We start from the raw sequence: 14,246 nt of genomic DNA, 5'->3' as shown, positions 1-14,246 counted from the left end.
GTCGGGGGTCTGGGTCAGGGCGGTGAGGGCGGTGAGGAGGGTGGCTGTTGTTGTGGGGGTGTCGGCGTGGGTGAGTTGTGCGGTGATGCGGCGGTGGTCGGAGACGTGGACGTCGATGGAGTGGTGGGCGCGCAGCCAGTCGGCGGCTCGGTAGCCGCTCGTGCCCAGGTCTGTGAGGTCGATGACGATCTGGAGGGGGTCGAGGTCGGCGGCTCGGCCCGGGCCGCAGAACTCGGCCCGGCCTTCCACGTGCAGGCCCGGTGTGGAGCCGATGCGGGCGCGGGTCTGGTGGGCGAGGGCGAGGGTCTCGTCGTACAGGTCCTTGCCGTGTTCGACCATCTGGCGGCGCCAGCCGTCGAGGGCGGCGTGGATGAGGACCGAGGGGCTGGTCGTGCCGAGGAGGTCGGCGCGGTTGGCGAGGGTGCGGGGGTCGACGCGCGGGCCCTGGAGGTGGAAGACGGAGCCCTGTTCCAGGCCGGAGCCCGCCTTGTGGACGGAGGTGACGCAGATGTCCGCGCCCGCGTCCATCGCCCAGGTGGGCAGGTCGGGGTGGAAGGGGAGGTGCGCGCCCCACGCCTCGTCGACGATCAGCGGCAGCCCCCGCCGATGGCAGACGCCGGCGATTGCGGCGAGGTCGGCGCAGGTGCCGTAGGGGGTCGGCGAGGTCACGAGCGCGCCCCGCGCGGACGGGTGCGCGGAGAACGCGGCCTCGAAGGCGTCCGCGTCGGGCGGGTGGGCCAGATGCCGGGCCGCGTCCCAGCGGGGGTCCACCCAGACCGGCCGGATGCCCGCGAGGACCAGCCCGGAAACCACCGACTTGTGCGCGTCCCGCCCGATCAGCAGCTCCTCGTGCGGGCCCGCGACCGCGAGCATCGCCGCCTTCACGGACAGGGAGCTGCCGCAGGTCGAGAAGAAGGTGTGCTCGGCACCGACGGCGTCCGCCATCAGCTCCTGCGCCCGCTCCAGGACGCGGTGGGAGGCGGCCCTGTCGTCGAGACCGCCGGTCGCGAGGACGTCGGAACGGAAGACGGCGTCGCCCAGCACGGCCCGTACCCGTGGATCGGCCCCCCGGCCCTGCCGGTGCCCCGGCGGCGTGAACGACAACGCGTGACGCCGCGCCGCGAGAGCTTCGAGTACGGGTGCGTGGGAGTGGTCCAGCATGATCGGCCTCCTCGGGGAGGGGCGAGTACCCGGGGGAGGGGGCTGTACACACGGCGACAGGGCGTCGGTGCGGCCGGGAAAACGGGGTGCCGGGTCCTGGCCGGTGTCCCTACCCTCGGCCCATGCGCCCCGAATCCGCCCTCCTCAACGTCATCGACCTGGAGGCCACCTGCTGGGACGGCCAGCCGCCGCCCGGTTCCGTGAACGAGATCATCGAGATCGGGCTGACCGTCGTGGACCTCACGGCCCGGACCCGGGTGTCCCGGCACCGCATCCTGGTCCGGCCCACCCGGTCCCGGGTGAGTGCCTTCTGTACGGAGCTGACCGGCCTGACGCAGGCCGAAGTGGCGCGGGGAGTGTCCTTCGCGGAGGCGTGCCGGGTGCTCGTCGAGGAGTACGGCGGCGGGGTGCGGCCGTGGGCGAGTTGGGGCGAGTACGACCGGCGGCAGTTCGCGCGGCAGAGCCAGGCCGACGGGGTGGCGTTCCCGTTCGGCTACCCGGCCGAGCGCACCCACACCAACGCGAAGGCCGTGTTCACCGAGGCGTACGGGCTGCGCGGGAAACCCGGCATGGCGCAGGCCCTCCAGCTCGCCGGGCTGCCGCTGGAGGGGCGCCATCACCGGGGCGAGGACGACGCGTGGAACATCGCCGCGCTCGTGCTCGACCTGGTGGGGCGGGGGGCGTGGTGACCGCTCAGGCGTCCTTGCGCCCCACGCCGCCGTAGAAGCCGATCGGCGGCAGGTTCGGGTCCGGGGTCTCGTCGGTGGCGTCGGGGCGCCAGGTCGGGACCGTGACCAGGCCCGGTTCGAGGAGGGTGAAGCCGTCGAAGAACTCCAGGACGCGGGCGTGCGGGCGGGGGTTCATCGTCGCGGAGGCGTTCTTGTAGATGGCGACGGCGTCCGCGCGGCGGTCCTCGTGGAAGTCGACCGTGGCGTGGGTGAGGACGAGGTAGGAGCCGGCGGGGAGGGCGTCCAGGAAGGCCGCCATCAGCGCGGACGGGTCCTCGTCGTCCTTGATGAAGTGCAGGACGGCGACCAGCAGGAGGGCCACCGGCTCGTTCAGGTCGATGACCTTGCGGACGTCCGGGTGGTCGAGGATCGCGCGCGGGTCGCGCAGGTCCGCGAGGACGACGGAGATGCCCTCGTCGTCGTCCAGCAGGGCCATCGAGTGGGTGCCGACGATCGGGTCGTTGTCGACGTACGCGACGCGCGTCTCCGGTGCGATCTCGCGGGCGATCTGGTGGACGTTCGGCTCGGTCGGCAGGCCGGTGCCGATGTCGAGGATCTGCCGGATGCCGCCCTCGCCGACCACGTGCCGCACGGCACGCCGCAGGAAGGCGCGGTTCGCGCGGACGGCGACCCGCACCTCGGGGGCCGCGGCGATGAAGCGTTCCGCGGCCTCCTGGTCGACCGGGTAGTTGTCCTTGCCGCCGAGGAAGTAGTCGTACATCCGCGCCGGGTGCGGACGGCTCGTGTCGATCTTCGGGCGTTCGGTGGGGCCGGGGGCGGTCATGGGCGGGCTCCGTCCTGGCGGTCGGCTGCGCAGAGCCGGGCGCGGGATGACTTGCGGAACATCATCTTGGCACGCGCCCGACCGCGCCGGGACCCGGGTTCCCGTACGGTCAACTCCGCACCAGGCAGGGGTGTTTGGCGTCGAACGTCCACTCCGGGACCAGGTACCGCATCCCTACGGCGTCGTCGCGCCCCGAGAGCCCGTGCTCCGCGTACAGCGCCTCGGCGGCGGCGAGGCGCTCCCGGTCGAGGGTGACGCCGAGACCGGGCGTGTCCGTCACCGCGACCTCACCGGCGACGATGCGCGGCGGCTGGACGGTGAGGCGCTCCAGGCCCTCCTGCCAGATCCAGTGCGTGTCCAGGGCGTTGTACGCGCCGGGCGCGGCGGCCCCGCAGTGCGCCATCATCGCCAGCGAGATGTCGAAGTGGTTGTTGGAGTGGCAACCCCAGGTCAGGCCCAGGGAGTTGCAGAGCTGCGCGACGCGCACCGAGCCGGACATCGTCCAGAAGTGCGGGTCGGCCAGCGGGATGTCGACCGAGCCGAGCGCGAGCGCGTGGGTGAGCTGGCGCCAGTCGGTGGCGATCATGTTCGTGGCCGTCGGCAGCCCGGTGGCCCGGCGGAACTCCGCGAGGATCTCCCGCCCCGAGAACCCGTCCTCGGCGCCGCACGGGTCCTCGGCGTACGCGAGCGTCCCGAGCAGCGGACGGCACAGCTCGACCGCCTCCGCCAGCGACCAGGCGCCGTTGGGGTCGAGGGTGATCCGCGCCTCGGGGAACCGCGCCTTCAACTCCCGTACGGCCGCGACCTCTTCGGCCCCCGCCAGCACGCCCCCCTTCAGCTTGAAGTCCCGGAACCCGTACCGCTCGTACGCCGCCTCCGCCTGCCGCACGACCGCCTGAGGCGTCAGCGCCTCCTCGCGGCGGACGCGGTACCACGCGACGTCCGCGTCCTTCTCCCGGACGTACGGCAGGTCGGTACGGTCCGGGTCGCCGACGTAGAAGAGGTAGCCGAGGACCCGTACGGCGTCGCGCTGCTTGCCGTCGCCGAGGAGGGCCGCTACGGGCACCTCCAGGTGCTGGCCGAGGAGGTCCAGGAGCGCCGACTCGATCGCCGTGACGGCGTGGACGGTGGTGCGCAGGTCGAAGGTCTGCTCGCCGCGGCCGTGCGCGTCGCGTCCCGCGAAGGTCTCGGAGACGGCACGCAGGACCCGCTTGTGGTCGCCCAACTCGGCGCCGACGACGAGGTGTTCGGCGTCGCGCAGGGTACGGGTGATGGCCTCGCCGCCGGGGACCTCGCCGAGGCCGACGCGGCCGACGGAGTCCTCGACGACCAGGACGTTGCGGGTGAAGAAGGGGGCGTGGGCGCCGGAGAGGTTGAGGAGCATCGAGTCGTGGCCCGCGACAGGGTGCACGGAGTAGCGGGTGACGACGGGCTGGGGCATGGGGTTCCTCACGCGGGTCGGAGTGGGTCGGAGGGAGTCAGAGGGTGTCCAGGACGAGTTCCAGCAGCAGTGTTCCTCCCAGACCCAGGATCGCCAGGACCGTCGTATAGGTCGTCCGCGCCTTGATCGCCTGGACCACCGACAGGTTGAAGTACTCCTTGAACATCCAGAACCCCGGGTCGTTCACATGGGAGAACGCGATCGAGCCGCAGGACACCGCGAGGACCATGATCTCGGCGTGCACGCCGCTGCCCGCGACCAGCGGGAGGACGACGCCGGAGGCGGTGACGACGGCGACCGTCGCCGAGCCGAGCGCCACGCGCAGGATCGCGGCGACCAGCCACGCCAGGACGATCGGCGAGATCGACCAGCCGTCGGTGGCGTCCTTGATGTAGTCGGATATCCCGCCCTCCACCAGGACCTGCTTGAACGCGCCGCCCGCGCCGATCACCAGCAGGATCATCGCCATCGCCTGCGCGGCGCCCCGGCAGGACGCGCTGACCTCCTCCAGGCTGCGCCCGATGCGCGGCCCGAACGCCCAGATCGCCACGAGCAGCGTGAGCAGCAGGGCGACCGGCGCCGATCCGATGAACTCGACGGTGTGGACGAGGCCCGATTCCGCGTCGGTGGCCATGTCGGTGACCGCGGCGCCCGCGATGAGGACGACGGGCAGCAGCGCGACCGCGAGCGACCAGGCGAGGCCGGGGAGTTCGTCCTCCTCGAAGACCTTGTCGCTGACCAGGCCCGTCGGCACGGTCGGGTTCATCGCGCGCACGAACGGCAGCCGGGGCCACAGCAGGGCGATCGCCGCGCCGATCGGGACGGCGATGAACAGGCCGTAGAACAGGGTGAGTCCGACGGACGCGTGGAACGTCGCCGCGACCGCCGTCGGGCCCGGGTGCGGGGGCAGGAAGCTGTGCATCGTCGACAGCGCGATCGACATCGGCAGGCCCACCCACAGCAGGTTCACGCCCGTCACCCTGACCAGCGTGAACGCCACCGGCACGATGATGACGAACGCGACCTCGTAGAACATCGTGACGCCGATCAGCATCGCCGTCAGCACCATCGCGACCTGCACCCAGCGCGGCCCGCACACCTCCAGGAGCCGCCCCGCGATCCGCTGCGCCGCGCCCGAGTCGCCCATCACCCGGCCGACCATCGCGCCGAGCCCGATCGTCAGCATCGTGTCGCCGATCTGCCCGCCGAGCCCGTCCGCGAGGACGTCCGGGATCGTCGCGACCGGGATGCCTCTGACCAGCGCGACCCCTACGGCGACCAGCAACAGCGCGGCGAATCCGTTGAGTTTGAGCCTCGTCATGAGGAACAGGAGGACCAGGACGCTGATCCCGACGACCACGAGCGGCATGTGCGGTTCCCCTGTCCGTGGAGGAGACGACGCTGTCTATGTCCTGAGACGAAGGTTAAGTATGTGGACGGGTGGGGTCAATGAGCGTGCGGGGACGCGATCTCGGGAGCGCGCGGCGCGGAAACGGTTCGCCGATCCGGTCCCTACTGACCGGTCACTTCTGGACTACGCTGGGATCATGCCCTCCGCTCGCCGCACCGCCCGCCAGGCGGACCTGCTGGAACGCCTCGTCGCGCTGGTCACGGCGGAGGGGTTCGCCGATCTCACGCTGGACGATCTCGCGGTGCGGCTGCGGTGCTCCAAGACGACCCTGTACCAACTGGCGCGCAGCAAGCAGGGGTTGGTCGTCGAGGCCGTCAAGCACTACTTCCGGGGGGCCACCGAGGCGGTCGAGAAGCGGGTCGTGCAGACCGCCGACCCCGCCGACCGGGTGCGGGTGTACCTGACGGCCGTCGCCGAGCAGCTCCGGCCCCTGTCGCGGCGGTTCGTCGACGACGTCGCCGACTTCCCGCCCGCCCGCGAGGTGTACGAGGCGAACACGCGGTGGGCGTCGGAGCGGGTGCGGCAGCTGATCGCCGACGGGGTCGCGCACGGCGCGTTCAGGGATGTGCACGCCGGGTTCGTCGGGGAGGTGGCGGCGGCGACCATGCGGCAGATCCAGGGGGGCGAGCTGAAGGCGCGTACGGGGCTGTCGGACGCGGAGGCGTACGAGCAGCTCGCTTCGCTGATCGTGCACGCGGTGTCGTCGTAGCCGCCGAGTTCTGACTATTACCTGATCTTTGCCGGAAGGCTGGGAGCACTGTTGCCCTCGGCCCTGCTGGCGTACTCTGAATGATACGCAGGTACTCGTTCCAGTATCGTTTTCGTCCAGGGGAGGCCCTCGTGCCCGCCACTCGCGCCCTGCCCACCGAGGAAGCCCTCGACCTGGTCCGGCTCACGCGGCTGCTCGCCGCCAAGGAGCTGGCGCCGCGTGTCGCCGACGCTGAGGCGGAGGCGGAGTTCCCGAGGGACGTGTTCCGCACGCTCGGCCGCAGCGGGCTGCTCGGGCTGCCGTTCGCCGAGCAGGACGGCGGGGCGGGCCAGCCGTACGAGGTGTACCTCCAGGTCCTCGAAGAGGTCGCCGCCGTCTGGTCGAGCGTCGCCGTCGGGATCTCCGTGCACGCCCTGTCCTGCTTCCCGCTGGCCCGGTTCGGTACGGCTGAGCAGCGCGCCGAGTGGCTGCCGGAGCTGCTCGGCGGGGAGCTGCTGGGCGCGTACTGCCTCTCCGAGCCGCACGCGGGCTCCGACCCGGCGGCGATGCGCACCCGCGCGGTGCGCGAGGGCGACGAGTACGTCATCGACGGCGCCAAGGCCTGGACCACGCACGGCGGTTACGCCGATTTCTACACCGTCATGGCGCGCACGTCCGAGGACCGCACGCACGGCATCTCCTGCTTCCTCGTCCCGGCCGGCACCCCGGGGCTGAGCGCCGATCCGCCGGAGCGCAAGATGGGGCTGACCGGTTCCGCGACCGCGACGATGCGGTTCGACGGCGTGCGCGTACCGGTCTCGCGGCGGATCGGGGAGGAGGGGCAGGGGTTGCGGATCGCGCTCGCCTCGCTGGACTGCGGACGCCTCGGGATCGCCGCCGTCGCCACCGGCCTCGCGCAGGGGGCCCTCGACCACGCCGTGCGGTACGCGCGCGAGCGCGAGACGTTCGGCAAGCCGATCATCGAGCACCAGGGGCTCGCGTTCGTCCTCGCGGACATGGGGGCCGCCGTCGAGTCCGCGCGCGCGACGACGCTGGCCGCCGCGCGCCTCAAGGACCAGGGGCTGCCGTTCACCAGCGAGGCGTCCGTGGCCAAGCTCGTCGCCACGGACAACGCGATGAAGGTGACCACCGACGCGGTCCAGGTCCTCGGCGGGTACGGCTACACGCGGGACTTCCCCGTCGAGCGGTACATGCGCGAGGCCAAGGTCATGCAGATCTTCGAAGGAACCAACCAGATCCAGCGCATGGTGATCTCGCGTGCGCTCGACCGGAGCGAGGGCGGTGCGCTCACCGTCCTCGGCAAGGAGTGAGAATGCAGCTCGCCGACACCGCCGCGCTCGTCACGGGCGGGGCGTCCGGACTCGGTGCCGCCACCGCGAAGGCGTTCGCCGGGGCCGGGGCGCAGGTGTTCGCCGTCGACCTGAAGTCCGCGATCGACGGCGCGCCCGAGGTGGCCGGGGTGACGTACGTCCCCGCCGACGTCACCGACCCCGAGCAGGTGGCCGCGGCCGTCGCCGCCGCGTCCGGGACGGACGTACCGCTGCGGACCGTCGTCAACTGCGCCGGGATCGGGCCGTCCATGCGGATCCTGGGCCGGAAGGGGGTCCACGATCTCGCGCTGTACGCGAAGGTGATCCAGATCAACCTCGTCGGCACGTTCAACGTCCTCGCGCTCGCCTCCGAGGCCATCGCGCAGACCGAGGCGGACGCCGACGGGCAGCGCGGGGTCATCGTCAACACCGCGTCCATCGCCGCGTACGACGGGCAGGTGGGGCAGGCCGCGTACGCGTCGTCCAAGGGGGGCGTCGTCGGGCTCACCCTGCCCGCCGCCCGGGACCTCGCGCAGTACGGGATCCGGGTGTGCACGATCGCGCCGGGCATCGTCGACACGCCGATGATGGGCACGGTCTCCGAGGAGTTCCGTACGTCCCTCGCGGCCGGGGTGCCCTTCCCGCACCGGTTCGCCTCGCCCGAGGAGTACGCGAAGCTGGCGCGGATGATCGTGGACCACGACTACCTGAACGGGGAGACGATCCGGATGGACGGGGCGTTGAGGATGGCGCCGCGATAGGTCGTGTTGCGGGTGCGGGTGCTTCGTGGCTGGTCGCGCAGTTCCCCGCGCCCCTAAAAGACTTGGCGCCTCGCCGTCGTCGGCTGTCCGGCTACGCCCTTACGAGGAGCTGGAAGTCGAAGGCGTACCGGGACGCACGGTAGATGTGCGTCCCGTACTCCACCGCCCGGCCCGTGTCGTCGTACGCCGTGCGCTGCATCGTCAGTAGTGCGGCGCCCGGGGATTCGTCGAGGAGGGTCGCCTCCTCCGGCGTCGCCGCGCGGGCGCCGATGGTCTGGCGGGCGCTGTGGAGGGTGATGCCGGCTGTGCGGAACATGGTGTAGAGGCCGGTGGATTCGAGGTGGGGGGTGGAGAGGTCGAGGAGGTTCGGGGGGAGGTAGTTGGAGAGGCGGGCGACCGGCTGGCCATGGGTCGAGCGGAGGCGTTCGATGTGGGTGATCTCGCTGCCCTCGGGGACGGAGAGGGCGGCGGCGACGTCGGCGGGGGCCGGGAGGGTCTCGTTGCGGACGACGACGGTGGTGGGGCCCTGGCCGGCCGCGGCGAGGTCGTCGTACAGGCTGCTGAGTTCGAGGGGGCGCTTCACCTGGCTGTGCACGACCTGCGTACCGACGCCTCTGCGGCGCACCAGGAGCCCCTTGTCGACGAGCGACTGGATGGCCTGGCGGACCGTGGGGCGGGAGAGGCCGAGGCGGTTGGAGAGGTCGATCTCGTTGCCGAGGAGGTTGCCGGGGGCGAGCGCGCCGTGCTCGATCGCCGACTCCAGCTGCTGGGCGAGCTGGTAGTACAGCGGGACGGGGCTGCCCCGGTCCAGCGCGAAGTGCACCGCGTCCAGCGCGGAGGCGGACACGGTACGGGCCCGCTCGCCGGTCTTCGGCATGCGAGGCACCTCCTCGGGGGTAGAGATCGGCTCCGGAGTGTGCGTTCCTCAGGTGTAGGTCCCCGCGGTCACCCCTGTCAATGATTTGTTCTTACATTCGGACCTGTTACTGAAATGATGTCTTAACAAACTATTGACACCGGGTTCGGCAAGGGATTTGATCCCGTCCCAACAGCGCAGCGTCCCGCACAGTGAGGTGCCGGAAAGATGGACAGTGCAACGCCAGCCCGCCCCCGCAGAATCGTCCCGCTCGTGGCCCTCGCCGCCGCCGCGGCCCTGACCGTCGCGGGGTGCTCCAGCAGTTCCGGTGGAAAGAAGGCCGACGAGGACGCCTCGTCCGGCGCCTCCGCCGGCAAGGCCACCACCGCGAGGATGAAGGTCGCCCTCGTCACCCACGCTCCCCCCGGGGACACCTTCTGGGACACCGTCCGCAAGGGCGCCGAGGCCGCGGCCCAGAAGGACAACATCGAGCTGGTCTACTCCCACGACCCGATCGCCGGCAACCAGGCCAACCTGGTCCAGAACGGCATCGACCAGAAGGTCGACGGCATCGCCGTCACGCTGGCAAAGCCCGACGCGCTGAAGACCGTCATCGCCAAGGCGAAGTCCGCCGGGATACCCGTCGTCGGCCTCAACTCCGGCCTCAGCGACTGGAAGAAGCTCGGCCTCCTCGAATTCTTCGGGCAGGACGAGTCCGTCGCCGGCGAGGCGTTCGGCAGCCGCCTCAACACCGACGGCGCCAAGCGGGTCGTCTGCGTCGTCCACGAACAGGGCAACGTCGGCCTCACCCAGCGCTGCGACGGCCTCAAGAAGACGTTCAAGGGCACCACCGAGATCCTCAACGTCAACGGCACCGACATGCCCTCCGTCCAGTCGACCATCACCGCCAAGCTCCGCCAGGACAGCGCCGTCGACCACGTCGTCACCCTCGGCGCGCCCTTCGCGCTGGCCGCCGTCAAGTCGGTCTCCGAGGCCGGGTCCAAGGCGAAGGTCGCGACCTTCGACCTCAACAAGGACCTCGTCAAGGCGGTCCAGGCCGGCACCATCGAGTTCGCCGTCGACCAACAGCCCTACCTCCAGGGCTACCTGGCCATCGACGGACTGTGGCTCTACAAGAACAACGGCAACTCCAGCGGCGGCGGCGAGCAGGCCGTGCTGACCGGTCCCGCCTTCGTCGACAAGACCAACGTCGACAAGGTCGCAGAGTACGCGGCGAAGGGGACGCGGTGATGAGCACCGCCCAACTGGCGCCCCCTGCCCAGGACAAGGACGGGCGCACGGCCGAACGGCCCGTCGTCGTACGGGTGCTGGCGCGCCCCGAGGTCGGGGTGTTCCTCGGCGCGGCGGCGGTGTTCGTCTTCTTCCTGATCACGGCGCCCACGCTGCGTGACGGCGGCTCGATGGCGACGGTCCTCTACCAGTCGTCGACCATCGGGATCATGGCCCTGCCGGTCGCGCTGCTGATGATCGGCGGCGAGTTCGACCTCTCGTCCGGCGTCGCGGTCATCTCCTCCGCGCTCACCGCGTCCATGCTCAGCTACCAGCTCACCATGAACGTGTGGGCCGGCGTGGTCGTCGCGCTGATCGTCTCCCTCGCGGTGGGGTTCTTCAACGGCTGGATGGTCGTGAAGACCGGACTGCCCAGCTTCCTGGTGACCCTGGGGACGTTCCTGATCCTCCAGGGCGTCAACCTCGCGGTGACGAAGCTGGTCACCGACAACGTCGCGACCGACGACATCAGCGACATGGACGGCTTCGACCAGGCCCGCAAGGTCTTCGCGTCGTCCTTCGGCGTCGGCGGCGTCCAGGTGAAGATCACGGTCGTGTGGTGGGTCGTGTTCGCCGCCCTGGCCACGTGGGTGCTGCTGCGCACCAAGTTCGGGAACTGGGTCTTCGCCGTCGGAGGCAACAAGGAGTCCGCCCGCGCCGTCGGCGTACCCGTGAACTTCACGAAGATCACCCTGTTCATGGCCGTCGGGTTCGGCGCCTGGTTCATCGGCATGCACAACCTGTTCTCCTTCAACACCGTGCAGTCCGGTGAGGGCGTCGGGCAGGAGCTGATCTACATCGCGGCGGCCGTCATCGGCGGCTGTCTGCTCACCGGCGGCTCCGGCTCGGCCATCGGCCCGGTCTTCGGCGCCTTCATGTTCGGCATGGTCCAGCAGGGCATCGTCTACGCCGGCTGGAACCCCGACTGGTTCAAGGCGTTCCTCGGCGTCATGCTCCTCGGCGCCGTCCTCATCAACCTGTGGATCCAGCGCACGGCCACCCGGAGGTGACGTTCATGACGACCGAAGGAACACACGGGGCGACCCTCCAGGACACGCCCCCCGGGAACGGCGCGATCGTCGAACTGCGCGGCGCGGGCAAGGCGTACGGCAACATCCGCGCGCTGCACGGGGTCTCCCTCGCCGTGCACCCCGGCAAGGTGACCTGCGTCCTCGGGGACAACGGGGCCGGCAAGTCCACCCTCATCAAGATCATCTCCGGGCTGCACCAGCACACGGAGGGGGAGTTCCTCGTCGACGGGGAGGCGGTGCGGTTCTCGACCCCCCGCGATGCGCTCGCGCGCGGGATCGCCACCGTCTACCAGGACCTCGCCACCGTGCCGCTGATGCCGGTGTGGCGGAACTTCTTCCTCGGGTCCGAGATGACCAAGGGGCCCTGGCCCGTACGCAGGCTGGACATCGAGCGGATGAAGAGGACCGCCGACGAAGAGCTGCGCAACATGGGGATCGTCCTCGACGACCTCGAACAGCCCATCGGTACGCTGTCGGGCGGCCAGCGGCAGTGCGTCGCCATCGCGCGGGCCGTGTACTTCGGGGCCCGGGTGCTGATCCTGGACGAGCCGACCGCCGCGCTCGGGGTCAAGCAGTCCGGCGTGGTGCTCAAGTACATCGCCGCCGCCCGGGACCGGGGGCTCGGGGTCATCTTCATCACCCACAACCCCCACCACGCCTACATGGTCGGCGACCACTTCAGCGTCCTGCGCCTGGGAACCCTGGAGTTGAGTGCCGCACGGAGCGAGGTCAGCCTTGAGGAGCTGACCAACCACATGGCCGGCGGGGCCGAACTCGCCGCACTCAAGCACGAGTTGGCGCAGGTCCGGGGCGTGGACGTGGACGAGCTGCCGGACAGCGTGGGGGTGGGGGAGGGGTCGTGAGCGCGGCCGTGTGAACGGGTCGGGCCGGGTGACTTACCCTGCCGCCATGGACAAGATCGTCATACCGCTGGAAGCCGGCTCTCCGGGGCCGGCTTCCGCGTTGTCGCTGCGGCCCTGGCAGCCGTCCGACGCCCCGGCTCTGCTGGCCGCCGCCCAGGACCCCGCCCTACGCCACTGGACGAGCTTGGCCGTCGACACCGAGGCCGACGCCGAGCGGTGGATCGACGAACAGCGGCACGGATGGGAGAGCGGCCGGCGCCTAGCCTTCGCCGTCGTGGGGGACGGACTCCTCGGACACGTGGTCCTGAAACGTACGGCGGTCGCGGTCGCCGAAGTCGGCTACTGGACGGCCGCCGAGGCCCGGGGGCGGGGCGTCGCCCCGAACGCCCTGCTGGCCCTCACAGAGTGGGCCTTCTCCCGCTACGAGTCCCTGGAACGCCTGGAGTTGATCCACCAGATGGACAACACGGCGTCCTGCCGAGTCGCCGTCAAATGCGGGTACGGTCTCGAAGCGACGCTGCCCGCGCTGCCGCCGGCGTATCCGCTGGACGGGCATCTGCATGTACGGGTGCGGAGTTGATGGCCAGGAGGCTCAACGCGTCCGCGGATGCCGGGTCGTTCGGGGTGTAGAGCTCCAGTCGGTGGTCGGGGCTCTCGGGCTGGAGCCAGACCTGGTAGTCCACGTCGAGGTCGCCGACGCCCGGGTGGCGCAGTCGCATCGTGCCGACCGTGCAGTCGGCCACCTCGCCCTCTGCCCACAGATCGAGTCGAACTCCCGGCTGTGCATGGCGAGCGCCGGCACCGGCTACAAACTCTCCCTCGGCGCCGACGGCCCGCCCGGCTCGTACGACGACTTCGACAAGGCGGACGTCTTCCTGGTCATCGGCTCGAACATGGCCGACTGCCACCCCATCCTGTTCCTGCGGATGATGGACCGGATCAAGTCGTCCGGCGCGAAACTGATCGTCGTCGACCCGCGCCGCACAGCGACCGCCGAGAAGGCCGACCTGTTCCTCCAGGTCGCCCCGGGCACGGACCTCGCGCTCCTCAACGGCCTGCTGCACCTTCTGGTAGAAGGCGGTTACACAAACCCCGACTTCATCGCCGCCAACACCGAGGGCTGGGAGGCGATGCCGGAGTTCCTCGCCGACTACCCGCCGCAAACGGTTGCTGACATCACCGGCATCCCCGAGGCCGACCTCCGCGAGGCGGCCCGCCTGATCGGCGAGGCGGGGGAGTGGACGAGCTGCTGGACGATGGGCCTCAACCAGTCCACGCACGGCACCTGGAACACCAACGCGCTCGTCAACCTGCACCTCGCGACCGGCGCCATCTGCCGCCCCGGCAGCGGCCCGTTCTCCCTCACCGGCCAGCCCAACGCGATGGGCGGACGCGAAATGGGCTACATGGGGCCGGGGTTGCCCGGCCAGCGCTCCGTACTCGCCGCCGCCGACCGGGAGTTCACCGAGCGCCTGTGGGGCCTGGAGCCCGGCACGATCCGCGCCGACGGCGTCGGCAAGGGCACCGTCGAGATGTTCCGGAAGATGGCCGACGGCGAGATCAAGGCGTGCTGGATCATCTGCACCAACCCCGTCGCCTCCGTCGGCAACCGCAGGACCGTCATCGAGGGCCTGGAGGCCGCCGAACTCGTCGTCGTCCAGGACGTGTTCGCGGAGACCGAGACCGCCGCGTACGCCGACGTGATCCTGCCCGGCGCGCTGTGGACCGAGACCGAGGGCGTTCTCATCAACAGCGAGCGCAGCCTCACGCTGGCCCGCCCCGCCGTCGACGCGCCCGGCGAGGCCGTCGCCGACTGGCGGCTCATCGCCGACATCGCCTGCGCGATGGGGTACGAGAGCGGGTTCACCTACGCGAGCGCGGAGGAGATCTTCGAGGAGATC

Annotated in this window: 14 protein-coding genes and 1 pseudogene; 9 read left to right on the top strand and 6 right to left on the bottom strand. The window is 70.8% G+C overall.

From position 1 onward, the window contains the following. A partial coding sequence (locus AOK24_RS13330; protein ID WP_055720269.1) for an aminotransferase class I/II-fold pyridoxal phosphate-dependent enzyme occupies nucleotides 1-1,158 on the bottom strand: 1,158 nt, incomplete at its 3' end. 125 nt (nucleotides 1,159-1,283) lie between these two features. On the opposite strand from AOK24_RS13330, the gene AOK24_RS13325 reads away from it, so the two are divergent. After that, nucleotides 1,284-1,850, top strand: a complete 567-nt coding sequence (locus AOK24_RS13325; RefSeq protein ID WP_055720267.1) for a 3'-5' exonuclease — start codon at nucleotides 1,284-1,286, stop codon at nucleotides 1,848-1,850. A 4-nt stretch (nucleotides 1,851-1,854) separates the two neighbouring features. On the opposite strand, the gene AOK24_RS13320 is transcribed toward AOK24_RS13325, so the two are convergent. From AOK24_RS13320 to AOK24_RS13310, 3 genes are all read right to left on the bottom strand, one after another. Continuing rightward, nucleotides 1,855-2,673 (bottom strand): SAM-dependent methyltransferase, encoded by an 819-nt coding sequence (locus AOK24_RS13320; protein ID WP_055720266.1) that lies wholly within the window; start codon nucleotides 2,671-2,673, stop codon nucleotides 1,855-1,857. A 109-nt stretch (nucleotides 2,674-2,782) separates the two neighbouring features. After that, nucleotides 2,783-4,114 carry an enolase C-terminal domain-like protein gene (locus AOK24_RS13315; protein ID WP_055720265.1) on the bottom strand — a complete coding sequence of 444 codons (1,332 nt, stop codon included), beginning with the start codon at nucleotides 4,112-4,114 and terminating at the stop codon, nucleotides 2,783-2,785. A gap of 37 nt (nucleotides 4,115-4,151) precedes the next feature. After that, a complete protein-coding gene (locus tag AOK24_RS13310; protein WP_055720264.1) occupies nucleotides 4,152-5,483 on the bottom strand; it encodes a gluconate:H+ symporter in 1,332 nt (443 codons plus the stop codon). 178 nt (nucleotides 5,484-5,661) lie between these two features. On the opposite strand from AOK24_RS13310, the gene AOK24_RS13305 reads away from it, so the two are divergent. The 3 genes from AOK24_RS13305 (at nucleotide 5,662) to AOK24_RS13295 (ending at nucleotide 8,305) form a co-directional block, all read left to right on the top strand. Continuing rightward, nucleotides 5,662-6,234: a TetR/AcrR family transcriptional regulator gene (locus tag AOK24_RS13305; RefSeq protein WP_055720263.1), complete on the top strand. Its 573-nt coding sequence runs from the start codon at nucleotides 5,662-5,664 to the stop codon at nucleotides 6,232-6,234. 131 nt (nucleotides 6,235-6,365) lie between these two features. Next, nucleotides 6,366-7,544: an acyl-CoA dehydrogenase family protein gene (locus AOK24_RS13300; protein ID WP_055720262.1), complete on the top strand. Its 1,179-nt coding sequence runs from the start codon at nucleotides 6,366-6,368 to the stop codon at nucleotides 7,542-7,544. A gap of 2 nt (nucleotides 7,545-7,546) precedes the next feature. Next, on the top strand, nucleotides 7,547-8,305 hold the full coding sequence (locus AOK24_RS13295; RefSeq protein WP_055720261.1) for an SDR family NAD(P)-dependent oxidoreductase: 759 nt from the start codon (nucleotides 7,547-7,549) through the stop codon (nucleotides 8,303-8,305). 91 nt (nucleotides 8,306-8,396) lie between these two features. Here the strand turns inward: AOK24_RS13295 and AOK24_RS13290 are convergent, their stop codons facing one another. Next, the gene (locus tag AOK24_RS13290; protein ID WP_055720260.1) at nucleotides 8,397-9,182 is read right to left on the bottom strand and encodes a GntR family transcriptional regulator; all 786 of its coding nucleotides are present in this window, start codon (nucleotides 9,180-9,182) and stop codon (nucleotides 8,397-8,399) included. A 207-nt stretch (nucleotides 9,183-9,389) separates the two neighbouring features. Here AOK24_RS13290 and AOK24_RS13285 point away from each other — a divergent pair, with 207 nt between their 5' ends. The 4 genes from AOK24_RS13285 to AOK24_RS13270 are packed head-to-tail and all read left to right on the top strand — an operon-like array spanning nucleotide 9,390 to nucleotide 12,925. After that, nucleotides 9,390-10,412, top strand: a complete 1,023-nt coding sequence (locus AOK24_RS13285; RefSeq protein ID WP_055720259.1) for a sugar ABC transporter substrate-binding protein — start codon at nucleotides 9,390-9,392, stop codon at nucleotides 10,410-10,412. Beyond that, a complete protein-coding gene (locus AOK24_RS13280; protein WP_055720258.1) occupies nucleotides 10,412-11,461 on the top strand; it encodes an ABC transporter permease in 1,050 nt (349 codons plus the stop codon). The genes AOK24_RS13285 and AOK24_RS13280 overlap by 1 nt, the downstream gene beginning before the upstream one ends. A gap of 5 nt (nucleotides 11,462-11,466) precedes the next feature. Continuing rightward, entirely contained in the window at nucleotides 11,467-12,345 is an 879-nt protein-coding gene (locus AOK24_RS13275) for an ATP-binding cassette domain-containing protein (protein WP_055720268.1), read from the top strand. 46 nt (nucleotides 12,346-12,391) lie between these two features. Further along, on the top strand, nucleotides 12,392-12,925 hold the full coding sequence (locus AOK24_RS13270; RefSeq protein ID WP_055720257.1) for a GNAT family N-acetyltransferase: 534 nt from the start codon (nucleotides 12,392-12,394) through the stop codon (nucleotides 12,923-12,925). Here the strand turns inward: AOK24_RS13270 and AOK24_RS47495 are convergent. Continuing rightward, nucleotides 12,834-13,106, bottom strand: a pseudogene (locus AOK24_RS47495) (MmyB family transcriptional regulator); the annotation flags it as partial. The gene AOK24_RS13270 and the pseudogene AOK24_RS47495 overlap by 92 nt on opposite strands. Here AOK24_RS47495 and AOK24_RS13265 point away from each other — a divergent pair. Further along, nucleotides 12,987-14,246: molybdopterin-dependent oxidoreductase (locus AOK24_RS13265; RefSeq protein WP_240553878.1), on the top strand; the 1,260-nt coding region annotated here is incomplete at its 3' end. The pseudogene AOK24_RS47495 and the gene AOK24_RS13265 sit on opposite strands and share 120 nt — an antisense overlap.

Source organism: Streptomyces niveiscabiei (genome assembly GCF_001419795.1).
GTDB classification, from domain to species: domain Bacteria; phylum Actinomycetota; class Actinomycetes; order Streptomycetales; family Streptomycetaceae; genus Streptomyces; species Streptomyces niveiscabiei.
This window is presented reverse-complemented; position numbering and strand designations above follow the sequence as displayed.